This is a genomic window from Pseudomonas sp. 51_B (genome assembly GCF_017491595.1).
Taxonomy (GTDB): Bacteria; Pseudomonadota; Gammaproteobacteria; order Pseudomonadales; family Pseudomonadaceae; genus Aquipseudomonas; species Aquipseudomonas promysalinigenes.
The window spans coordinates 34,169-56,997 of record NZ_JAFGYW010000017.1; the positions used below are offsets into that span (position 1 = coordinate 34,169).

At 60.6% G+C, this 22,829-nt stretch carries 19 protein-coding genes; 8 read left to right on the forward strand and 11 right to left on the reverse strand.

All coding sequences use genetic code 11. From position 1 onward, the window contains the following. Positions 1 to 19: 19 nt before the first annotated feature. From J5M56_RS17365 to J5M56_RS17385, 5 genes are all read right to left on the reverse strand, one after another. Positions 20 to 1,138: a hypothetical protein gene (locus J5M56_RS17365; protein WP_207937401.1), complete on the reverse strand. Its 1,119-nt coding sequence runs from the start codon at positions 1,136 to 1,138 to the stop codon at positions 20 to 22. Between the two features lie 25 nt (positions 1,139 to 1,163). After that, positions 1,164 to 1,706 carry a polysaccharide biosynthesis/export family protein gene (locus tag J5M56_RS17370; RefSeq protein WP_060476501.1) on the reverse strand — a complete coding sequence of 181 codons (543 nt, stop codon included), beginning with the start codon at positions 1,704 to 1,706 and terminating at the stop codon, positions 1,164 to 1,166. 825 nt (positions 1,707 to 2,531) lie between these two features. After that, the gene (locus J5M56_RS17375; protein WP_207937402.1) at positions 2,532 to 3,650 is read right to left on the reverse strand and encodes a glycosyltransferase family 61 protein; all 1,119 of its coding nucleotides are present in this window, start codon (positions 3,648 to 3,650) and stop codon (positions 2,532 to 2,534) included. Between the two features lie 52 nt (positions 3,651 to 3,702). Next, positions 3,703 to 4,845, reverse strand: coding sequence for a hypothetical protein (locus J5M56_RS17380; RefSeq protein ID WP_186477148.1), 1,143 nt, complete (start codon positions 4,843 to 4,845; stop codon positions 3,703 to 3,705). A gap of 265 nt (positions 4,846 to 5,110) precedes the next feature. Beyond that, complete coding sequence (locus tag J5M56_RS17385; protein ID WP_243430816.1) at positions 5,111 to 6,661, reverse strand: EAL domain-containing protein; 1,551 nt, start codon at positions 6,659 to 6,661, stop codon at positions 5,111 to 5,113. Between the two features lie 188 nt (positions 6,662 to 6,849). Here J5M56_RS17385 and J5M56_RS17390 point away from each other — a divergent pair, with 188 nt between their 5' ends. The 3 genes from J5M56_RS17390 (at position 6,850) to J5M56_RS17400 (ending at position 10,299) form a co-directional block, all read left to right on the forward strand. Beyond that, positions 6,850 to 8,469: an NADP-dependent glyceraldehyde-3-phosphate dehydrogenase gene (locus J5M56_RS17390; protein ID WP_186477146.1), complete on the forward strand. Its 1,620-nt coding sequence runs from the start codon at positions 6,850 to 6,852 to the stop codon at positions 8,467 to 8,469. A gap of 111 nt (positions 8,470 to 8,580) precedes the next feature. Next, positions 8,581 to 9,048: a VOC family protein gene (locus J5M56_RS17395; protein ID WP_207937404.1), complete on the forward strand. Its 468-nt coding sequence runs from the start codon at positions 8,581 to 8,583 to the stop codon at positions 9,046 to 9,048. 63 nt (positions 9,049 to 9,111) lie between these two features. Further along, positions 9,112 to 10,299, forward strand: coding sequence for a hypothetical protein (locus tag J5M56_RS17400; RefSeq protein ID WP_207937405.1), 1,188 nt, complete (start codon positions 9,112 to 9,114; stop codon positions 10,297 to 10,299). A 126-nt stretch (positions 10,300 to 10,425) separates the two neighbouring features. Here J5M56_RS17400 and yiaY read toward each other — a convergent pair whose 3' ends face one another. The 5 genes from yiaY to J5M56_RS17425 all read right to left on the reverse strand — a co-directional run bounded on the left by yiaY (position 10,426) and on the right by J5M56_RS17425 (position 15,986). Further along, complete coding sequence (gene yiaY, locus J5M56_RS17405) at positions 10,426 to 11,574, reverse strand: L-threonine dehydrogenase (protein ID WP_207937406.1); 1,149 nt, start codon at positions 11,572 to 11,574, stop codon at positions 10,426 to 10,428. A gap of 78 nt (positions 11,575 to 11,652) precedes the next feature. Continuing rightward, positions 11,653 to 13,215 carry a threonine ammonia-lyase, biosynthetic gene (ilvA, locus tag J5M56_RS17410; RefSeq protein ID WP_207937407.1) on the reverse strand — a complete coding sequence of 521 codons (1,563 nt, stop codon included), beginning with the start codon at positions 13,213 to 13,215 and terminating at the stop codon, positions 11,653 to 11,655. 181 nt (positions 13,216 to 13,396) lie between these two features. Beyond that, positions 13,397 to 13,828, reverse strand: coding sequence for a PACE efflux transporter (locus tag J5M56_RS17415; RefSeq protein WP_060476508.1), 432 nt, complete (start codon positions 13,826 to 13,828; stop codon positions 13,397 to 13,399). A 151-nt stretch (positions 13,829 to 13,979) separates the two neighbouring features. Beyond that, positions 13,980 to 15,278: an ATP-binding protein gene (locus J5M56_RS17420; protein ID WP_207937408.1), complete on the reverse strand. Its 1,299-nt coding sequence runs from the start codon at positions 15,276 to 15,278 to the stop codon at positions 13,980 to 13,982. A 6-nt stretch (positions 15,279 to 15,284) separates the two neighbouring features. Next, positions 15,285 to 15,986, reverse strand: coding sequence for a response regulator transcription factor (locus J5M56_RS17425; protein WP_207937409.1), 702 nt, complete (start codon positions 15,984 to 15,986; stop codon positions 15,285 to 15,287). A 183-nt stretch (positions 15,987 to 16,169) separates the two neighbouring features. Here J5M56_RS17425 and J5M56_RS17430 point away from each other — a divergent pair, with 183 nt between their 5' ends. The 5 genes from J5M56_RS17430 to J5M56_RS26790 all read left to right on the forward strand — a co-directional run bounded on the left by J5M56_RS17430 (position 16,170) and on the right by J5M56_RS26790 (position 22,457). Further along, a complete protein-coding gene (locus J5M56_RS17430; protein ID WP_207937410.1) occupies positions 16,170 to 17,339 on the forward strand; it encodes an efflux RND transporter periplasmic adaptor subunit in 1,170 nt (389 codons plus the stop codon). A gap of 11 nt (positions 17,340 to 17,350) precedes the next feature. Continuing rightward, entirely contained in the window at positions 17,351 to 20,473 is a 3,123-nt protein-coding gene (locus J5M56_RS17435) for an efflux RND transporter permease subunit (protein WP_207937411.1), read from the forward strand. A 61-nt stretch (positions 20,474 to 20,534) separates the two neighbouring features. Further along, positions 20,535 to 21,110, forward strand: a complete 576-nt coding sequence (gene mobA, locus J5M56_RS17440; RefSeq protein ID WP_207937412.1) for a molybdenum cofactor guanylyltransferase MobA — start codon at positions 20,535 to 20,537, stop codon at positions 21,108 to 21,110. A 205-nt stretch (positions 21,111 to 21,315) separates the two neighbouring features. Beyond that, positions 21,316 to 21,960 carry a DNA oxidative demethylase AlkB gene (alkB, locus tag J5M56_RS17445; RefSeq protein WP_207937413.1) on the forward strand — a complete coding sequence of 215 codons (645 nt, stop codon included), beginning with the start codon at positions 21,316 to 21,318 and terminating at the stop codon, positions 21,958 to 21,960. Positions 21,961 to 22,169: 209 nt separating this feature from the next. Beyond that, entirely contained in the window at positions 22,170 to 22,457 is a 288-nt protein-coding gene (locus tag J5M56_RS26790; RefSeq protein ID WP_243430817.1) for a hypothetical protein, read from the forward strand. 88 nt (positions 22,458 to 22,545) lie between these two features. On the opposite strand, the gene J5M56_RS17450 is transcribed toward J5M56_RS26790, so the two are convergent. Then, positions 22,546 to 22,806: a DUF1652 domain-containing protein gene (locus J5M56_RS17450; RefSeq protein ID WP_060476515.1), complete on the reverse strand. Its 261-nt coding sequence runs from the start codon at positions 22,804 to 22,806 to the stop codon at positions 22,546 to 22,548. Positions 22,807 to 22,829 lie beyond the last annotated feature (23 nt).

Consider the following 22,829-nt stretch of genomic DNA (forward strand, 5'->3'; position numbering starts at 1 on the left):
GTGGCCACCAATCCGAAATTCAGATGTCGGGGTATCTGTAGGTCAGCGTCAAACCAGCGATGGTAGCGTCGGCATCAGGCAGGCCATTCTGTTGACGTTCCTTGTACAACAACGAAACACGCAAATCCCAGGCCGGCGAAAATGCCCGGCTGGCCCAGATGCTGTAGGTTTGTAGGGTGTTTGGGTTCTGCCCCTTGCTGTCCTGCCACCAGGCATCGGCGCCGACCCGGGTAGTTTCGGTGAGCAAATAGCTCCAGCTGGCACGAACCATGTCCATCTCGGCCGCGCCGCCCTGGGCGTTGGCCATCGTGCTGCGCTCGGCACTGATGCTCGCTTCGGTGCGTAAACCACGATAGGTCAACGACGCACCGCCTTCGCCGCGGCGCTGCGTGCCGTCGCCGTTGGTCTGGTTGACGCCGACGTGCATGGCGCCGACCAGGCTGTCGGAAATCTGGTACTTGATACCGATGCTGGGCACATAGCTGTTGGTGGCGACCGCTATGCTGGTGCTGTCTGGCTCATAGCGCCGCGCTTGGAAGCCGGTGATGATATCGGTGCGCTCGCTCCAGGCGTAGGTCCAGGTGAAATCGTTGGTGTACTCGTCGTAACCGGTCAGTGAATTGACGTCATAGGTGGCGTGTGCGTAGCGAAGCTCGTTAGCCAGGGTGCTGCGCTCGGTGACCGCACTGCTCCAGTTGCCCGAGACGATGGACATCTTCTGGGTACCGTCGATGGTGGTGACGACCCCGGTATCCTGCACCGCGCCAGAAAGCGTCGAGCTTTCTTCGTAACTTGCCAGCAGGCCGAACCCGCCGCTTTCGGTCTCGCGCTGCCAGCCCAGGCTCAGCTTAGGGTCTTCGCGGTCCTTGATGACCGAGCGGTCGGAAGAGCGCAGCACGTGCATGCCTAGGCCCATACGCAACTGATCCCGATCGAACTGACCCACCAACGTGTAATCAGGCGCAATGATGGTACGCGTCACACCTTTCTCCTTGGACGTCAGGAGCAATGGGTTGCTGTCATGTTCCACAGTCGTTGGAAGCTCGACTGAAGATTGCCAGCTGGCGGCATCAACCATTCCAGAAAACGGCATCATCATGATTGCCGTTACAACACTCGTCGTTTTATTGATAGGCACAAGACGTTCTTAATAATGTGAAAAGTCAGGGTACGACCAGCGTATCGCCAGCCTGAAGTTGGAAGTTGGTGGACATGTCACGCCCAGAAACCAGGTCCTTGTAGCGTACCGGCATGACCTTTTGGCCACGGATGACCTTAATGGCACTTTCGTCAGCGAATTTGTCCATACCACCGGACATGCTCAATGCCTGAAGCACCGCCGTAGGGCCTGCCATGGGCACTGGGCCAGGTTTGATGACCTTGCCTTGTACGTAGACAAGGTTGCCAGCAGTGCTTGTGACAACCACGCTGACATTGGGCTGAGCCAGGTACGGTTTCAATGCGGTTTCGATCTTTCTTGCCACTGCAGTGGCTTCAAGGCCGGCGACATCGACGCGCCCGGCCAGTGGGAAGGTGATACTGCCATCGGGCAGCACAACTGTTTCCTGGCGCAGGGTATCTTCCTGCCACACCGAGATCATGACTTTATCGCCCGGGCTCAACAGGTAGGCAGAAGAGGAAGTATCGGCGGCGGTTGCAGAACAGACCGCCAAGGCGCAGAGAACAGACATCAGCAAACGTACCATGAGGGATCCCTCCGGCCTGACGGCCCAGGTTAAGAGCACTGAATGAGAACAACAGCAAACCTCTCGCTCCTCTTCGCGGTGGCGAGAGCCACCGCGCTGGCCTGCCTTCCTGGAGGCCCGGCGCCAATATCTTGATATTTCACTCTGCCGCTTTGCCAGGTTACCGGCACTGGCTAGTGGAATATAGCAACGGCTGTAAAATTCACAAGCATCGGCACGCTGGAAAACTCAAATGTCGACATTTAAAGCGTCAATAGATTGGCATTAAGATTATGGGCTCTAATCTAGACTTTCCGTCGGTTTGCCACAGCCACGAAACCGACGATGGCGACCCCGAATAGCCAGGCTGCTGTGGCAAGCGGTACTATATTGGTTTGGCTCATATATGAGTCTGCGGCTCGCGCTGCACCACTCATTAACACCAAGAGAAAAATCGATTTGATGAACAGAGTCGAGCGCATAATCCCCTCCTGCGAAGAGGAAAGATAGTTATTATTTAGGTTGGCAGAGGCAGTGGTGGGTAGCTGTTTTGAGCTTATGGGCAGAGTGACACTACGTCAACGATCCGACACCATAATATAAATTAATCACCATGCCGCCATTGCGTCAGAAAGCCGTCGTCGGATATTGCAGGCCCTCTCTGGCTATTCATTATCCGAAAAGTTGGCTCTATTTCATGTATTTGCAGCGCAGTGACTGACCCACTACAAATGTGCGAGACGCCGTCACAACGACAGCGCCACTAATCCGTCAATAACATTGAGTTCAAACGTGAATAACGCAAGCGTTAGATCACCCGCTGCATAAGTCGGGCTCGGCCTGTGTTCAACCCGGTAGCATGTCGAGCGTTCGCTCCACTTCATCGATACTGATGGTGAACCCCTCACCTTCCGGGCTGCCGACCACGAAAGCGAAATGTTGGCCATCACGGTCAGTCAAGAATTTGTAATAGCTGACAAAACGGTTAGGCGGCTGCAAGGTGAACACCACGCCACCTGGCTGCAGGACATTGACGCCATGCACCAACTGGCTACCTTCTACCCCCATCACCACGCGGGCGCCGGCACAGGCTGCGACGATGTCCGGCACCTGCATCTTCAGCGGGTCCACGACCTTGAAACCGTGAACCTTACGCAGATGCTCAGCCACTTCCAGTTCGTTGCGCAACATGCGTAGCTCGCCGTCGCCCCCACGCAGAATGAAGACCCCCGGGTGCGGCACATGGGCCACGTGAGCCAGCAATTTGTGGCCCATGTCGCGAAAGCGCTGGTAGCGGCTGAAGTTGTTGCTCATGTCGTCAAACACCACCAGCTCACGGAAAAACGCCGTACGCAGCCGCAGCGGTTGCATCCCTAGCCAAGCCTCATAGGCAGGGGCCTGGGTGAACAGCGGAAAGCGCGCCGACGGTGCAATGGTAACCGGCACACCTTCATTGCAAGCCAAGGCATAGGTCGGGCAGTCCTCCATCAGCCAGGTGCCGAACCAACTGTTGCCGTTGTGAGTGCAATAAATGGCCGCGCGCTCGACCTCGTGCTCGACCCTGACCGATGGGACGCTGACCTGCCGCAATGACAACCACTGGCTGGCTTTGCCCTTGTAAAGCGCCCCGTCGATCAACCATACATCCTTGAGCAAGTAGCCGCGTGTAGGGCCATGGGTGACTGTGAGCCCGCCTTGCATGGTCGGCCCTGGGTGTACATAGGGGAAGAACTCTTTTTCCTGCCAGCCTGTTACACGCTCCATCTGGCCGGGCAGGAACACGGCTGCAGGCGAAACCGTGCTGCCACCAGGGGCGATATCCCAGCTTCTTTCGGCCAGGCTTTTGAGTTCAAGGCCCGGTTGCTGACACAGCCGCTTGCGCAGCATCTCGCGGTATGCCGCCAGCGTCCACCGATCCCGGCGCAGAGCGCTCGATGAAGCGAACCCGGAAATATCAGTACCCATTTGCGCCCTCCTTTGAAGGCCAGGCCAGTACTTGCGAAGGTAAGGCCGCCGGTCAGCGACAAGCCACCTGCTGAAGAATCGGAGGGCTGGGGAAGCCAGCATAACGGTTGCGCAGGGTCTGCAGAAAAGCCTCCCCTGCCTGGGGGGCGCTGTAGAGGTAGATCTTATGCAAGCCGCCAAACACCATTTCCTGGTAACGGCTGGCAATTTCCTCCTCACTGGCCTCAGCTGGCAGGCCCAAGTGCAAGGTGACTTTGTTGCCTTCCATGGCAAACAGCGGGGTTTCCCACAGAAAATCCGCCTGACCGGTAGCGGGCAAGCGCACGAAAAGGCAGGCGTGATTGTTCAGCGTGTCCACATCGCCGCCACGCCTGCGCTTCCACTTGAGCAAGCCGTCGTCCGGGCGCGCAACGCACAAGCCGATATCGTGGTAATCGAAACCGTTGGCCAATGCCCATTCCAGCGTCATGAACGTGGTCATGGAATTGACTTCTCGCAGTTTTTTGGCATCGCTGAAGACACTTTCGCAGTAGCCGAAGCGCAACGTGCTCCAATAGCGTTTGCCACCGCGGATGACCTCACAGCCAAGGTGGCAGGCTACCACTTCGCCGTTCAGGGTAATCAGATCCAGACGCCCGTACTCCTTGGCCAGGCGGAACACCTCCTCGGTGGGAAACTGCGCCGCCCTGCTGCCTTGGCGTGCAGTGGCGTACGGGCGCAACAGATCGCGGTCGGCCATGGCGATTTCCTCGTCCGACGCCACCGGGCGCATCTGATACAGCGGGCGGTTCTTGCGGATAGTGCGGCGCAGTTCGCTGTCGTAGCGGGCGATGATCTCATCCAACGGGCGCCCCAAGGGCACCACCGCACTGACAAAGTGCGGAACCGACAATGCCCCTGCGGTGGGCAACTCACTCACCACTACCACTGGGCGCTTTGCGTCCCCGGCCATGCGTTCTACCGGCGACGGGTCCTTGCCTCCTATCAGCAGCGCAGCCATCTCCCGTTGCTGTTTGCGGCCTACATAGAGAATGTCGTAGGGGCTCTGCTGGCGTAGGCTGAACCGTGCGATTTCCCACTTCCAGAAACAGGCGCGGGCCAGCGTTTCGCGTAATTTGTCTGAGACAGTGCGCAGCTCATAACGCATCGATGGCGAGATGAAGCTTCGTGCCATAGCTTTGAGTTTTGCATTCATGTCTTTTTCAACGTCCTTCGCTGATGCCAATGAAACTGAGCGGGACAGAGCATGAAAACTTGCTGATATTCATATAAAACATTGATATACAGGTGTTATATGAAGATTAGTCAGCTTACATCCAGTAACAATTTAAGGTGCACCATTAGGTATTGGCAAGCGGCATTTTGACAGTATCTGAAGGTATTTCTTGGCGTCAAAAAAGCCCACTCATTCGATTATCCGACATCGACTTTGCTATATGAGCGGCCCCCCACAGGCCCGCTCAACTTGGCGCACGCGCCGTTCGAGGATTGTCTGCCATCCACCTCTGCAACTGCGCGGCCGGCATCGGCCGACCCAGCAAATAGCCCTGGCCTTGATCACATCCGGCATTGCGCAGGAAGTCATACTGCTGCTGAGTCTCGATACCTTCGGCGGTGATGCGGTACCCCAATGCATGGCCGAGATCGATGATAGCCCGTGCAATGGCCACTGCATCATCGTCATCTGGCAAATCCTTGATGAATGCCCGGTCTATCTTCAGGTGATCGATAGGCAAGGCACGCAGGTAGGCCAACGACGAATAGCCCGTACCGAAGTCGTCCACCGCCGTCGCCACGCCCATCGACTGCAGCTGGGCCAACGCCTCACAGGCCTGCTGTTGGCTTTCCATCAATAGGCTCTCGGTGATCTCCACTTCCAGCAGATGCGGCGCCAGGCCATAACGCTCAAGCGCCATGGCGAGGCTCGAAACATAGTCGCTTCGCTCGATCTGCAGCGCTGCCACGTTGACCGCCAAGGGCCCGGGCAGGCAGTCGGCGGCACACCACTGGGCCAACTGCGCACAGGCCAGGTCCAGGACGCGCTCGCCCAGCGGGATGATCAGGCCACTGCGCTCGGCCAGCGGAATGAACTCCCCAGGCGGAATCAACCCATGCTCTGGGTCCCGCCAACGCAGCAGGGCCTCGACGCCTTCGAGCTGGCCACTGAAAAGATCGATCTTGGGCTGGTACCACAATTCGAACTCGTTCTCCTGCAACGCCCGGCGCAAGTTGCGTTCCAGTTCCAGGCGCTGGTGCAGCCGCGCTGTCATGTCAGGGTGGTAAGCACGCCAGGCGTTGCGCCCGCCCTCCTTGGCGGCATACATGGCGGTGTCGGCATGGCGCAGCAGGCTGTCTACATCTTCGCCATGCTGCGGGCACCATGCTATGCCGATGCTGCCGGTCACCAGGGCGGTATTGCCGTTGAGGTCAAATGGCCGTTGCAGGCACCGCAGCAGCTGGCGTAGCTGTTGGCTGACCTGTATCTGGGTGCCTTGAAGCATGAACACGAATTCGTCGCCACCCAAACGGCAAACCCGGTCGCCGCCGCCCAGCTCTTGCACAAAACGCGCGGTGGCCTGCTGCAAGAGCAAATCGCCCATGGCATGCCCCAAGCTGTCGTTGACCTGCTTGAAACCGTCTATATCCAGTAGCAGCACGGCCAGGCCATGGCCTTGAGCGGTAGCCTGGGCCAATTGCCGCTGGAACAGCACCCGGTTGGGCAAGCCGGTGATGGTGTCGTAGTGCGCCAGGCGTTCGAGCTGGGCCTGGGAGCGCTGCAGTCGGCAATTACGCCGTTGCAGCTGGCGCTGCCTGCGGTTGATCCGGGCAACGAACAGGCTGAGCAGGCCACTGCAGATCATGGCGAACCAGAACAGCGGTGAGTGGAACAGACTAGTAGCCTGGGGGCTGCTCTGGCGCTGGATATCTGCATGGCCAAATACCATGGACACGCCGATACCGGTCAGCAATAGGCCGATTGGCGTCAGTGGACTGAGCGTATGACGCAACAAGCCGGCGGCGGATGTTCGTTGGTTTTTGATTGAGCGATTGTGCGAGGTCATAGGCCTGTTGGTGTAAGCGATTGCCCCTGTATCGGCGCCACGGTCGCGTTATTGAGCCACACTGGAGTTTTTCTTGAGCAAGGTGCATGCTCGAAGCTGAAGCGTTTCACCTAACCGGACATGTGAGGTGCAGTACCATGGATCATCTGCTCGATTCGCTATTTCCTGCCGCCGGCGACATCCCTGAAAACTGGCGCCTGGAAGGGCCGTTGGAGCAACGCGACTATCTGGTCAATGGCGAGTTGCGCCATTGGAGCGGGCCTTTGGCCACCGTGCGCAGCCCAGTGTGGCTCAAGCATGCCGACGGCGAGCGCCAAGTGGTGCTCGGCAGTGCGCCATTGCTCGATGCCGACACCGCCCTCACTGCCCTGGACGCCGCCGTGAACGCCTACGACAAGGGCCGTGGTGCCTGGCCGAACATGCGGGTTGCCGAGCGAATTGCACATGTCGAGACCTTTCTGGCGCGCATGCGCGAGCAACGCACTGCAGTGGTCAAATTGCTGATGTGGGAGATCGGCAAGAACCTCAAGGACTCCGAGAAGGAGTTCGACCGCACCTGTGACTACATCGTCGATACCATCAATGCGCTCAAGGACCTCGACCGGCGCTCCAGCCGTTTCGAGCTCGAGCAAGGCACGTTGGGCCAGATCCGTCGCGCACCGCTGGGCGTGGCACTGTGCATGGGCCCTTACAATTACCCGCTCAACGAAACCTTCACCACGCTGATCCCTGCACTGATAATGGGCAACACGGTGGTGTTCAAACCGGCGAAATTCGGCGTTTTGCTGATCCGCCCTCTGCTGGAGGCGTTCCGCGACAGTTTCCCGCCAGGGGTGATCAATGTGATTTACGGCCGTGGCCGGGAAACGGTCAGTGCCCTGATGGCCAGTGGCAAGGTCGATGTGTTCGCCTTCATCGGCACCCACAAGGCTGCCAGCGACCTGAAAAAACTTCACCCACGGCCCCACCGTCTGCGGGCCGCCCTGGGCCTGGATGCGAAGAACCCCGGCATCATCCTGCCCCAGGTCGACCTGGACAATGCCGTCGAAGAGGCCGTGACCGGTGCGCTTTCATTCAATGGTCAACGTTGCACGGCGCTGAAGATACTGTTCGTGCACGAAGATGTGGTCGAAGCGTTCCTCGACAAGTTCAAGCGCAAGCTTGCCGCACTAAAGCCCGGCATGCCCTGGGAGCCTGGCGTTGCGCTGACACCGCTGCCGGAGCAAGGCAAAGTCGACTACCTCGATCAATTGGTGGCCGATGCCAAGGCCAAAGGCGCCCAGGTCCTCAACGAAGCTGGCGGGCAGAGCCGCGGTTCGTTCTTCTACCCCGCCCTGCTCTACCCGGTAAATAGCGACATGCGCGTGTACCACGAAGAGCAGTTCGGCCCGGTAGTACCCGTAGTCCCGTATCGTGACCTGCAGACGGTGATCGACTACGTGCTGGACTCCGACTACGGCCAACAGCTCAGCCTGTTCGGCAATGACCCGGCCACCATCGGCAACCTGGTCGATATATTCGCCAACCAGGTTGGCCGTATCAATCTCAATGCGCAGTGCCAGCGGGGCCCTGACACTTACCCGTTCAACGGTCGCAAAAACAGCGCCGAAGGCACGTTGTCGGTGGACGATGCCTTGCGGGTTTTCTCCATTCGGACGTTGGTCGCAACGCGCTTCCAAGCGGCCAATAAAGAACTGATCAGCGAGATCATTCGCAACCGCCAGTCAAGCTTCCTGACCACCGATTACATCTTCTAACGGCTGCGCTTATGGAAAATCGATCTAGCGTCAGGGTCGATTTTCCCTCATTCCAGACGACTCTAAGCATCAGGGCGCCGTCCGGCGCCCCTTCGTCAAGGAGCGTCCACCATGCCCGCCAAACCCATCCCAGATGGCCAGCACAGCCTCACCCCCTACCTTTGCATCCACGGCGCGGCCAAGGCTATCGCGTTTTACAAGCAAGCTTTTGGCGCCATCGAAATGTTCCGCCTGGAAGGCCCTGAAGGCCGTGTCGGCCACGCCGAACTGCGCATCGGCGACTCCTCGCTGATGCTGGCCGACCCCTGCGACATGGAAGGCGGCCTGACTGCCAGCCAGAAACTAGCCGGCGCTGGGGTAGGCCTGCACTTGTATGTCGAAGACTGCGACCGTGTCTTTGCCCAGGCCATTGCCGCTGGTGCTACTGCCCTGCATCCGGTTCAGGACCAGTTCTACGGGGATCGCAGCGGCTCACTGAAAGACCCATTCGGCCACCAGTGGTTCGTCGCCACCCATAAGGAAGACCTCAGCCCCGATGAGATCCGTGCGCGCGCGGCAAAGATGTTTGCCGATAACTAAGCCATCAGTTGAAAGCGCGGCGAGTTTGCCTGAAGCTTGAGGCTCGTAGCTTGGAGCTGCTTCATGCGAATCATCGACAAAACCGCCGCGCAGGTGCGCAGCCTGACCCCGGCTGAAGAGGAACTGCTGGTCGCTTTCGCCACCGGCCACCTCGTCGGGCCACGCCTGCTGCAAGCCAATCAGTTGCTGATGAAGGTGCGTAGCGCCAATCAGTGGCTGGCCTGCGATTGCCGCAAGGACGCCCTGCCGGTGCTCAATGTCACCCTCAACGGCAGCACCGGCACGCTGTTCTTGAAGAACAACCCCGGCACCGCCGAACATGCGCAGGGCTGCCCCTTCACCAAGGACGAACGCGAAGCCGACGACCGAGGGGATGAACCCCTAGCCCCTGCCGCCTGGCTGGCACCGGATACACCGCTACGGCTGATCGGTGATTACCGCATGGGCAACGAGCCCACTGCATCCACCGCTGAGGGCGCAGGGCGGCGAGAGCAGCAGCGCCTCTTGTCGTTGCTGCTGACGTGGATCGAGACCAGCGGCCTTAATCTTTACGCTAGCCACCTGAAAAAGGACCTGACCGGGCAGTTTGCCGAACTGCGCAGTGTCGCCAGTCGTTACCCGCTGCTCGAACGGGTGCCGGCCAGCAACTACCTGGAAACCCGTCTGGACATGAAGCACATGATGATGCTCAAGGCGCGGCTGCGCGAAGCCACGGTCTTCGGCAGCCACCGGCGCCATGGCCTGTTGCTGGACTGTGTGGAGCAGATCAGGGGGCGCAAGCTGTTCAATAACCGCAGCGAGGACGGCTTCGATTTTCAGGGGCACCATCTGTACTGGGGTGGCAGCCGGGCGTCAGGCCCATTGTTGGCCCTGGCACTGTACTCGCCGGCCACAGCGGGCAGCCAGTTCTACGAGCTGATTCACGTGGCCAGCGTACCCGTGCTCTCGCGCGCCCAGCTGTTTCCGGTTTACCGCGATGAGGAGCGAGAGCCGCTCAAGGCACTGGTGTCGCTGATCGACTGGATGGCCAGCAAAGGCGTCAAGGTCCAGATGCGTCGGCCGGTGATCGGCGGGCAGGTGATGGATGAACTGGTGCTGACCTCGGATCAGGACCGGGTGTTGTCGGTGTCGTTGCTGGAGCAACCGATCGGGCCAGAGCCCGATGCGGAAAACTTCAAGCGCTACGCCGACTTCAAGAGCCTCGATACCTTTCGCAAGTACGTGGCCGGGTTCTTCATGCGCGAGCGCTGAGCCCAAGCCGCCAGCTTCGTCACGACCGCCGCGCCAACAGCGACGCGCCGATCTTGAAGCTGGCGCGATTAGCGTAGGCGCGGCTTTAGCCGCGAAGCGGCCGGCTCCGCCACATCTTCCACTCTGTCAGAACGCCGCTCGGAAGATTCCCTCGATCTCATCCTGGCTAGCTGGGCGCGGGTTGGTCAGCCCACAGGCATCCTTCAGGGCGTTGTGCGCCAGAATGCCCACATCTTCGAACTTGGCGCCCAATTCAGCCAAGCCTGCCGGGATACCTACCGCGGCGGCCAAGTGTTCGATGGCCGAAATCGCTGCGCCTGCGCCCTGCGCCTCATCCAGCGCACAGACTTTGACGTCCATGGCCTTGGCCACATCGCGCAAGCGGGCGGCGCAGACCGTGGCGTTGAAGCGCTGCACATGCGGCAACAGAACGGCATTGCACACCCCGTGCGGTAGATCGTAATAACCACCCAATTGGTGTGCCATGGCATGCACGTAGCCCAACGACGCATTGTTGAACGCCATGCCGGCCAAAAACTGCGCGTAGGCCATATTCTCCCGCGCCACCAGATCGCTGCCATCGTCCACGGCCTGGCGCAGGTTCTGGCTGATCAGGCTGATTGCCTTGAGCGCGCAGGCATCGGTGATTGGCGTGGCAGCGGTGGAAACGTAGGCCTCGATGGCATGGGTCAAGGCATCCATGCCAGTGGCAGCGGTCAGCCCTTTTGGCATGGCCACCATCAGTGCGGGGTCGTTGACCGACAGAATCGGCGTCACATTTCGGTCGACGATAGCCATTTTCACATGGCGTTGCTCGTCGGTGATGATGCAGAAGCGGGTCATTTCGCTGGCCGTGCCCGCCGTGGTGTTGATGGCAATCAGCGGCAGCTGAGGCTTGCTGGAGCGGTCGACACCCTCATAGTCGCTGATATGCCCACCGTTGGTGGCGCACAGGGCAATCCCTTTGGCGCAGTCGTGGGGCGAGCCACCGCCCAGCGATACCACGCAGTCGCAGCGCTCGCGCTGCAACAGGGCAAGGCCGGCCTCGACATTCGCGATGCTGGGGTTGGGCTTGGCGCCGTCGAATACCACCGAATCGATGTCCTGCAAGGCCAGCATGCGGCCGATGCGAGCGGCGACGCCTGCCTTGGCCAAGCCCTGGTCGGTAACGATCAGCGCCTTGCGCAGGCCGTAGCCTGCGATCGCGACCATGGCCTCCTCAAGGCAATCGATGCCCATGATGTTGACGGGCGGAATGAAAAAGGTGCTGCTCATGACCGGGTCCTCCTGGCTGGTCTGTCTGCCCAGGAGGATCCGCCTGATCACTAAACACGGTGTTGATCCAGGACAACGTTAGCCAAGGAACAGCCGATAGGCCGGATTGGCGGTTTCGTCCCAGTAGCGGTAGCCCATCTCATCCAGCGCCTGGGGCAAGCCGGCTTGCTCTTGGGCAGGTACTTCAAGCGCCGCGAATACCCGAGCCTCGGCTGCGCCGTGGTTACGGTAGTGAAACAAGCTGATGTTCCAACGCTTGCCCAGCCGCTCCAGGAACCCCAGTAGCGCTCCCGGTCGCTCGGGGAATTCGAACCGCAGCACCCGCTCATCGGCCCCGGGTGCTGCATGCCCACCCACGGTGTGGCGCACATGTAACTTGGCCAATTCGTTATCGGTCAGGTCAAGCACGCTGTACCCCTGCCCTTGCAGGCTGGCCAGCAGTTGATCACGCGGATCATGTTGCGGGTGGGTCTGCACGCCAACGAACAGTCGAGCCTCCTTGCCGGGGTAGAAGCGATAGTTGAACTCGGTGATCTGCCGCTTGCCCAGCGCTTGGCAGAAGGCCCTGAAGCTGCCGGGCTGCTCAGGGATGGTAACGGCGATGATCGCTTCGCGCTGCTCGCCAAGCTCGGCCCGCTCAGCGACGTGCCGCAGGCGGTCGAAGTTGACATTGGCACCAGAATCGATGGCCACCAGGGTCTGGCCTTGTACACCGCCACGGGCCACGTAGCGCTTGATCCCGGCTACCGCCAGCGCGCCGGAAGGCTCGGTGATCGAGCGAGTGTCGTCGTAGATGTCCTTGATGGCCGCGCATAACTCGTCGCTGCTGACCGTGATCACTTCATCGACGAAATGCCGACACAGTTCGAAGCAGTGAGCGCCCACCTGCGCCACCGCCACGCCGTCGGCGAAGGTACCGACCTGCGGCAGGATCACTCGCTCGCCGGCCGCCATGGCCGCCTGCAGGCAGTTGGAGTCTTCGGGTTCGACGCCAATGACCTTGACCTCAGGCCGCAGGTATTTGACGTAGGCGGCGATGCCGGCAATCAAGCCGCCGCCGCCAACCGGCACGAAGATCGCGTCCAGGGCGCCGGGCTGCTGGCGCAGGATCTCCATGCCCACGGTGCCTTGGCCAGCGATCACATCTGGGTCGTCGAACGGTGGTACGAAGGTCGCTTGTTCACTGTCGGCCAGTTTCAAAGCGTGAGCCAGCGCATGGGGAAAGCTCTCGCCATGCAGCACCACATGGCCGCCGCGCGAGCGTACGCCTTCGACTTTGAGTGAGGGCGTGGTGGTCGGCATGACGATGGTGGCTTTCATGCCAAGGTGCGCCGCCGCCAGGGCAACGCCCTGGGCATGGTTACCTGCAGAGGCCGTGATGACGCCACGTTCGCGCTGGGCCTGGGTCAGGCGCGACAGCCGGGTATAGGCGCCGCGGATCTTGAACGAGAAGGTTGGCTGCAAGTCTTCACGCTTGAGCAGCACGTGATTGCCAAGGCGCTCGGACAGCGCTGGCGCCGCTTGCAGAGGCGTCTCGATTGCCAGGTCGTATACCGGCGCAGACAGGATGCGGCGTACCTGCTCCGACAGCAAATGCTGCGCTGAAGAGGACGTACGAGGGTTTAGGTTGAGGCTGGTCATCGAGGGCAACTCCTTGGCTTGTTCGGTGCCCAGGAGTCAGAGAGAAAAAACCCGCCTCCAGGGCGGGTTCGGTGCACGTAAGCGCTAGCCCGCCAAACTGATGATGGCGGTAATAATAATGGCGTTCACGTGCTGGAAGGTGTTCATGGCAAAGGACGTTAGCCTGCCGGCCCCCGCGAAGTCAACATTTGCCTTGCTGAGCCGACAGCGGCACGTCGAAGACCTTGTCAAAGCCCCATTGGAAGACGAAGGCGTAAACGAAGAAGAACACGAACAGTGCAAGGTTGGTCAGCAGCGCAGCCCACAGACTTACTTGCAACCAGAACGCTACCAGCGGCAACAGGATCAATACCAGTCCGCCCTCGAAGCCCAGCGCATGCAACAGGCGCCGCAGGAACGTGCGATCGCGTTGCTGCTGTCGCGCCTCCCACTGCTCGAACGCCCAGTTATAGGCCATGTTCCAGCTCATGGCGATGCCCGACATCAGTACCGACAGTACCGCCGACTGGGCCATACCGGCACCGAACGCCAGCTCCAGCGCCGGTGCCACACAGGCTACGGCGATGGCTTCGTAAAGAATGGCCTGGACGATCTTGCGCGCCTTGCCTTGCATGTTCAGCTTCCTTGAAGAATCGGCGTACCAAGCTACAAGATGAAAGGGCCAATAGAAAGCCTCAATTTGAAGCCTGCGCAAGCTCGACCGCGCCCTCAACCAACGCACCGTGCAACTGCACACAAGGCCTGAGCGATCAAAAGCACAGGGGCTAACCTGCGGGTAAGCGAATGGTGAATTGTGCGCCTCCCAACGCCGATTGCGTCACGCTCAGCTGACCACCCTGCCCTTCGATCGCCCGTCGACTGATTGCCAACCCCAGGCCAAACCCGCCCGTGTTGCGGTCACGACTGCGGTCAAGCCGGTAGAAGGGCTGGAATATCCGCTCACGCTCCTGCACCGGAATGCCTATGCCGTCGTCCTCCACGGTCAGCAGGCAGGCGCCGTCTTGTTCCAGGCGCAAGCGCAACAAAATGCTCGTGTCGCAGTAGCGCATGGCATTGCGCACCAGGTTCTGCACCGCTCGGGCGGTCAGGCGCGGGTCGAGCACAAAGCGTGGCAGACTGGCTTCGGCCTGCACTTCCCATTGAATTCCCCGGGCATCGAGCTCTTCGGCAAACCCGCCCAGTACACTGTCGACCAGCTCCAGCAACGATACCTCGACCCGCTCGCGAGCCTGATCGGCGTTGTACAGGCGGCTGTAAGACAGCAGTTCGAGCACCAGTTCATCCAGCTCACGCACATGCCCGACCAATTCCAGCAGGCGTTTGCGGCTGGCAGCAGGGACTTCGTCAAACAGCAGCACCAGGCCAAAATCCAGCCGGGTCAGCGGGGTTCGCAGCTCGTGGCTGACCGCATTGAGCAGCTCGCGCTGCTGGTTGACGTGGCGTTCGAGGTCGCTGGCCATGGTATCGAAAACACTGGCCAGTTCGCCGATGTTGGAGTGCGGCGAAATATGCGTGCGCTCGGACATCTGCCCCTGGCCCAGGCGCCGTGCGGTTTCCTTCATGCGCTCAAGGTCGCGCCAGTGCGGCCATACCCAAAGCAGCAGGCAGCCGAGCATCGCCGCACCGATCAGCACCGTCACACCCCAGGACAGGACGTTGATATCCAGCGGGTCGGGGGGTGAATGCAGGCTCACCAGCCAAGTCCCGTCCAAGGGCGCCAACACGGTCTCGTAGTAGCCCCAGTCACCAATGCGCACGGCATACAGGCCATGCTCAAGACGCGCTTGCTCGGCAGCGCTGAGCTCGGCCTGATCACGGCGCAACAGCTGGACCTGCAAGGGCGCGAACACTTTGGCAAGGTCTTGCTCCACCGCCGGCCATTGCTGCTGCGGCACCTGACGGAACTGGCGGACAATCAGCGACTGCACACCTTTGGCCTGATCCAGGTTGTAGGCCATGAAGCGATCGTGAAACAGGCCGACGATGGCGTCCGGTATCAACAGCAGTGCGCCGGCGTAAGCTACGATGACCAACAGATAAAGGCGCACCAGAATCTTCAGCATGCTCGCTCAACACTCCCACTCGACGCGGCTGAACAAATACCCCTTGCCCCACACGGTCTTGATCTTGCGCGCTTCGCCGGCACTGTCGTCGAACTTGCGGCGCAGCTTAGAAATCGCCACGTCCACTGAGCGGTCGGTGCCGTTGAATTCGATACCGCGCAGTTGCTGAAGGATGCGGTCGCGGCTGAGCACCACACCGGCGTTGCGCGCCAGCACCACCAACAGGTTGTATTCGCCGCTGGACAGCTCGACTTCCTCGCCACGCCAGCTGACCAAGCGCTCGGCCAGGTCGATGACCAAGCCGCCGATGACGATCTGATGGTTGTCCAGCCGTGGTTCATTGACGCTGCTGCGACGCAGCAAGGTGCGCACGCGAGCCAGCAATACCCGTGGCTCGCAGGGCTTGGTCACATAATCGTCGGCGCCCATCTCCAGGCCGAGCACCTGATCATGGCTGTCGTCGCGAGCGGTCAGCATCAGGATCGGCAGGCTCAGCGACTCCTGACGCAACAGGCGACACAACTGCAAGCCATCGATGCCTGGCAGCATGAGGTCGAGGATCACCAGGTCCGGCTTGTCCTCCCGAAAAGCCTCCAGCACATGGTTGCCACGGGCAATCACCCGGACGTGGAAATCGTTGCGTTGCAGGTAGCTTGCGATCAGCTCGGACAACGCGCTGTCGTCTTCGACCAGAAGAATGTTGGGCATGAAAGTTAGCTTGTGGGAACGGGTTGATCGGCAACAAGGCCGGGGCAGGTCCGTGAAGAATATAGAAACCTGGTCACAGGCAGGGCTGTTCTTAACACTTTTTCACACAGCCTCTACAGCTGTTAACAGCTACCCCAGCAGCTGTTGCCTTAGGATAGGCGAGCTCATCATTGGAAGACCCGCATGCCTATCACTTACCCACCCCTCCTGCGCCCGTTGGCGCTGGTGGCCCTGCTCACGCTGATGCTGGCCGGTTGCGACGACGCAACCCAGCCTGACGAACAACAGCCCCTTGCCCAGGTTCGCGTCGAGACCCTGCAATTGCAGCCGCAGGCAATCACCACCGAGCTTAGCGGGCGCATCCTCGCACCGCGCACGGCACAGGTGCGCGCACGCGTCGCTGGCGTGGTGCTCAAGCGGGTGTACCGCGAAGGCAGCGACGTCAAACAAGGCGATGTGCTGTTTCTCATCGACCCGGCGCCCTTGAAAGCCGACCATGATAGCGCCCGTGCAGCCTTGGCCAGAGCGCAGGCCACGCTGTATCAGGCGCGCCTGCAAGAGCAACGCTACCGTCAACTGGTCGATGACAAGGCCGTCAGCCGCCAGGAGTACGACAATGCCCGGGCGGCGTTTCTGCAGGCTGATGCCGCCGTTGCCGAAGCCAAGGCAGCGCTGGAGCGCGCCAAGCTGAACCTCGGGTATGCCACCGTCACTGCACCGATCGCCGGGCGCATCGGCCGTGCTCTGGTGACCGAAGGTGCCCTGGTCGGCCAGAACGAACCCACGCCACTTGCCACCATCGAGCAGCTTGATCCGATTCATGCCGATGTCACGCAGTCGACCCGCGAACTCAATGCGCTGCGCCGTGCACTGCGCGCCGGTCAATTGCAGCAGGCCAGCGATGGCCAGGCCAGTGCCACCTTGATTCAGGACGATGGCAGTGCCTACCCGTTTGCCGGCAAGCTGCTGTTCTCCGACATCAGCGTTGATCCCAGCACCAATCAGATCACACTGCGCAGTGAATTCCCCAACCCTAACCTTGACCTGCTGCCGGGCAGCTATGTGCGCGTGCGCCTGGAGCAGGCCGTCCAGCCCAAAGGCTTGAGTGTGCCGCAGCGGGCTGTCGTGCGCGACAGTGCCGGGGTGCCGAAGGTGCTGGTGGTGGACGCCCAGGCCCGGGTGAGCGAACGCCAAGTGGTACTGGGCAGCGCTCAGGGCGACCGCTGGCAAGTCAGCGAGGGCCTGGCGCCCGGTGAACAGGTGGTGGTCGAAGGCTTGCAGCACATCAAGGCGGGCGATCAAGTTCAGCTTGCCCCCAGCGCGCAACCCATCGTCCAGCACAACGGCCAGTGAGGGCCTGATCCATGCCGCAGTTCTTCATCGACCGCCCGATTTTCGCCTGGGTAATCGCACTGTTCATCCTGCTCGCTGGCACACTGGCCATCCCTCAATTGCCGGTGGCGCAGTACCCCAACGTTGCACCGCCGCAAGTGGAGATTTATGCCGTTTACCCAGGCGCCTCGGCGGCGACCCTGGATGAAAGCGTGGTGAGCTTGATCGAACAGGAACTCAACGGTGCCGACAACCTGCTGTATTTCTCATCACAAAGCAGCCTGGGCAGCGCCACCATCACTGCAACCTTCGAGCCGGGCACGCACCCGGACCTGGCCCAGGTCGATGTGCAGAACCGCCTTAAGGTGGTCGAGTCGCGCCTGCCGCGTCAGGTGACCCAGCAAGGCCTGCAGGTGGAGAAGGTGTCCACCGGTTTTCTGCTGCTCGGCACCCTCACCTCAGAGGACGGCAGCCTGGATGAAACTGCGCTTTCCGACCTACTGGCGCGCAACGTAATGAACGAAATACGCCGCCTCAAGGGTGTCGGTAAGGCGCAGCTGTATGGCTCCGAACGCGCCATGCGTATCTGGATCGACCCCCGTAAGCTGATCGGTTTCGATCTCACGCCCAATGATGTGGTGCAAGCCATCGCCGCGCAGAATGCCCAGGTCGCCCCTGGCAGCATCGGCGATCTTCCAGCCCGCCCTACTCAGGAAATCACGGCCAACGTGGTGGTTAAAGGCCAACTGAGCAGCCCTGAAGAATTCGCCGCCATCGTCCTGCGGGCGAAGCCCGACGGCTCCAGCGTGACCATTGGCGATGTCGCACGGGTTCAGATCGGCGCCCAGGATTACCAGTACGGCACTCGCCTGAACGGTAAACCCGCTACCGCTTTCAGCGTGCAGCTGGCGCCTGGGGCGAACGCCATGGAAACCGCCACCTTGGTCCGGGCGAAAATGCAGGAGCTTGCACGCTATTTCCCTGAAGGTGTGAAGTACGACATCCCCTACGACACTTCGCCGTTCGTCAAAGTGTCGATCCACCAGGTCATCACTACCCTGTTCGAGGCCATGCTGCTGGTGTTCGCGGTGATGTTCCTGTTCCTGCAGAACCTGCGCTACACCCTGATCCCGACGCTGGTGGTTCCGGTGGCGCTGATGGGCACCTTCACCGTGATGCTGGCGCTGGGCTTTTCGGTCAACGTGCTGACCTTGTTCGGCATGGTCTTGGCCATCGGCATTCTGGTGGACGACGCCATTGTGGTGGTGGAGAACGTTGAACGGATCATGGCCGAAGAAGGCTTGACGCCCAAACAGGCCACGCGCAAGGCCATGGGCCAGATCAGCGGTGCCATCGTCGGCATCACCCTGGTGCTGGTCGCCGTGTTCCTGCCCATGGCCTTCATGAAAGGCTCGGTAGGGGTGATCTACCAGCAGTTCTCGGTATCCATGGCCGTGTCGATCCTGTTTTCGGCGTTCCTTGCCCTGAGCCTGACACCGGCACTGTGCGCCACCCTGCTCAAGCCGCTGGCCAAGGGTGAGCACCATGCACGCAAAGGCTTCTTCGGCTGGTTCAACCGCCGCTTCGAAAAGCTCAGCGACGGCTACCAGGGCTGGGTCATCCAGGCGATCAAACGCAGCGGCCGTTATCTGTTGCTGTACGGCGTGCTGCTGGCGGTGCTCGGTTACGGCTTCAGCCAGTTGCCCACGGCGTTCCTGCCCACCGAAGACCAGGGTTATACCATCACGGACATCCAGCTGCCGCCCGGCGCCAGTCGCATGCGTACCGAGCAGGTGGCGGCCCAGATCGAAGCGCACAATGCCCAAGAGCCGGGCGTGGGCAACACCACCATGATTCTGGGCTTCAGCTTCTCAGGCAGCGGCCAGAACGCAGCCCTGGCCTTCACTACCCTGAAAGACTGGTCCGAACGCGGCGCCGATGACAGTGCCCAGGCGATCGCCGACCGAGCTACGCAGGCTTTCACCCAGCTCAAGGACGCCATTGCCTACTCCGTGCTGCCACCGCCCATCGACGGGCTGGGGGAGTCGACCGGCTTCGAGCTGCGCCTGCAAGATCGCGGCGGTATGGGCCATGAGGCGCTGATGGCCGCTCGCGACGAGCTGCTGGCCAATGCAAACAAAAGCAAGGTTCTGGCCAATGTTCGCGAGGCCGCGCTGGCCGAGAGCCCGCAGGTACAACTGGAAATCGATCGTCGCCAGGCCAACGCCCTGGGGGTCTCGTTCGACGATATCGGTTCGGTGCTGGATGTGGCGGTGGGTTCCAGTTATGTGAACGACTTCCCCAACCAAGGCCGCATGCAGCGAGTGGTGGTCCAGGCCGAGGGTGATCAACGTAGCCAAGTCGAGGATCTGTTGCGCATCCATGTACGCAATAGCAGTGGCAAGATGGTGCCGCTCAGTGCCTTCGTTCAGGCCAAGTGGGTCAGCGGGCCAGTTCAGTTGACCCGTTACAACGGTTACCCCGCGGTGGCGATTTCCGGTGAGCCGGCAGCCGGTTACAGCTCGGGTGAGGCCATGGCTGAAATCGAGCGGCTGGTGGCAAAGTTGCCGGCCGGTACGGGCCTGGAATGGACTGGCCTTTCGCTGCAAGAGCGGCTGTCCGGCAGCCAGGCCCCTTTGCTGATGGGGTTGTCGCTGTTGGTGGTGTTTCTGTGCCTCGCCGCCCTGTATGAAAGCTGGTCCATCCCTACCGCGGTACTGTTGGTGGTACCGCTTGGGGTGCTCGGTGCGGTAGTGGCCGTAAACTTGCGCGGCATGCCCAACGATGTGTTCTTCAAGGTCGGCCTGATTACCTTGATCGGGCTATCGGCCAAAAACGCGATCTTGATCATCGAGTTCGCCAAGCACCTGGTCGATCAAGGCATGGAGGCTACTCAAGCAGCGGTACAGGCTGCACGGTTGCGGCTGCGGCCGATCGTGATGACCTCCCTGGCGTTCATCCTCGGTGTGGTACCGCTGGCTATCGCTACCGGCGCGAGCTCCGCGAGCCAACAGGCCATTGGCACCGGGGTGATTGGTGGGATGCTCAGCGCTACGCTGGCGGTGGTATTCGTGCCGGTATTCTTCGTGGTGGTGATGAGGTTGGCCGGTCGCGCCCCTGCCAGAACCGAACGCGTACAGACCGACGAAGGCTGACTGGACAAGCCGGGCGTTGAATGAGAGGGTTCCGGGGATCGACTGCCCGGGACCTTTTTTCATGGCTGCTGCACTGCCCCCCTGCTCCGTACTGATCCTCGCTGGTGGCCGCGGTCACCGAATGGGCGGGCGTGACAAAGGCTTGCTGGACTGGCGCGGTGAGCCTTTGATCGCGCATCTACACCGTACGGTTCGGCCACTGACCGATGACCTGGTGGTTTCCTGCAATCGCAACCAGCACGCATACGGGCTTTATGCCGACCAATTGGTCAGCGATAGCGACCCGGATTTTCCCGGGCCGCTGGCCGGGGTGATAGCTGGGCTGAAGATAGCCAGGCATAACTGGGTGGTACTGCTGGCCTGTGATGCGCCATTGGTTGACCGGCCACTGCTCGATGACCTGCGGCAGATCGCGGCAGCAGGCGATGGCGCCGCAATGGTGCGCCAGGGTGGGTACTGGCAGCCTATGTTTTGTGTCCTGCCACGCAGGGTACTGGTGGTACTTGAACAGGCTTGGGCAGAGGGTGAGCGCAGTTTGCAGAAGGCCTTGCTGCGCGAGGGACTACAAGCTCTGGAATGCGCGGGTGACGATCGGCGATTGAGTAATTTCAACAGCCCTGATTGGCTACTGGGATGACGCTGAGCGCCGCCGGTTGTGGCACGGGCACTCAGCTGAGCCTTGCTCCCCTGACCGCTGAGCAGATGTCTTCACGTGCCGCCCCATATCCCGCATAGTATGCCTGTATGAACGTCCAGCCTGCCCGCCGAGTTCACTGATTTCGTCTGCATAGGGGTGAACCACAGGCCGTTCCTGTCTTAAACCCAAACCAGGCATACGCTCCGTGATCCAGTCCGACCTCGACTTGTTCGGCCCTGAGCCGCAACACCTGGCCAGCCAGACCGTGCTATTGCCAGGTTTCGCGCTGAGCGTGCTTGAGCCACTGCTCGATGCGCTACGCCCGGTGCTGCGGGCCGCGCCGTTGCGGCACATGCAAACACCCGGTGGGCTGAACATGGCCGTGGCATTGACCAACTGCGGGGCACTGGGCTGGGTTAGTGATGCCAAGGGCTATCGCTACACAACCAGTGATCCAATCAGCGGCCAAGCCTGGCCTGCCCTACCCCAGGTGCTGCTTGAACTGGCAGGCCGCGCAGCATTGGCAGCAGGCTTTGAAGGGTTCGTGCCGGACGCCTGCCTGATCAATCAATACCTGCCAGGTACTCGGCTGAGCTTGCATCAGGACCGCAACGAAAGGGACTTCGAGCAACCGATCGTGTCAGTTTCGCTGGGGCTGCCTGCGGTTTTCCTGCTCGGTGGGTTGCAGCGCTCGGATCGCACTGTGCGGGTACCGCTGAGTCACGGTGATGTGCTGGTGTGGGGCGGCGAAGACAGGCTGCGCTTCCATGGTGTGCTACCGATCAAGCCAGGGCTGCATTCGCGAATGGGCGAGCGGCGGATCAACCTCACCCTGCGCAAAGCCGGTTGATTGGGGCTAGGTAACCCATGAGCTACGTGACAGTTGCAAGCCACTGACACTCCCTGAAGACTGCCACTTGGCAAAAAACCCGAAACTAATTGAACATCCGTCACCGCTAAGCTTCAAAAAGACGATAAATGCCATCGTTTAGCCAGGAGCCAGCTGCGAATGCCTACTCTTTGCACTTCCAATTACCCTTCTCAATGCAGCCTGCAGCTATGAAAATGCCAGGCCGCGCACCCAACTCCAACCTCCACTTGGACTACGTCCGTGACACGCTGTTCGGGCCAGTCGCTCAAACCGTGGAATGCCAGTGCCAGATGGCAGCACTGACGTTGCAAGGTCGCCCTGCGCTGCGGCTGCACATATGTCCACCTCTGCCGCACAAAGTCGAGCGCGCTCATAGCGTGGCTTTCATCTGGGATGGCCGCAGTTATCACGGGCTTGTGCGTCACCACGGAAAATGCGGTGACGGCGGCTTGAATATGCTGCTTGAGCTCCAATGAGCGGTAGATAGCCAGCGTAGTATTCGAACTAGCGATCGCCGCCCCTACACCAAGGCCGGCCAACTGACTGACCGGCCCACACTCGCCATCAGGCAATGGCCTTGATCACCTTAGGCTGCTTGCCGCGCAGCGTGTGAAGTTGGCCGACGAGGTTTACCAGGTCGCGGCAGTTGTTCAGGCTCTGTAATGAGATACCCGACAGGGTCACGGCTTGCTCCAGGCTCTGGCCCTGCCCCAACCGAATAGTCAAAGTAGTACCATCAGGGCAGCTGATTTCGCACCGGTCAGGCAGGCAGGCCTGTTCGATGATTTGCCGCATTTCCAGCATTGAAACGCCAATTAACGACATTGTCCGACCCTCTCTTGAGTGGA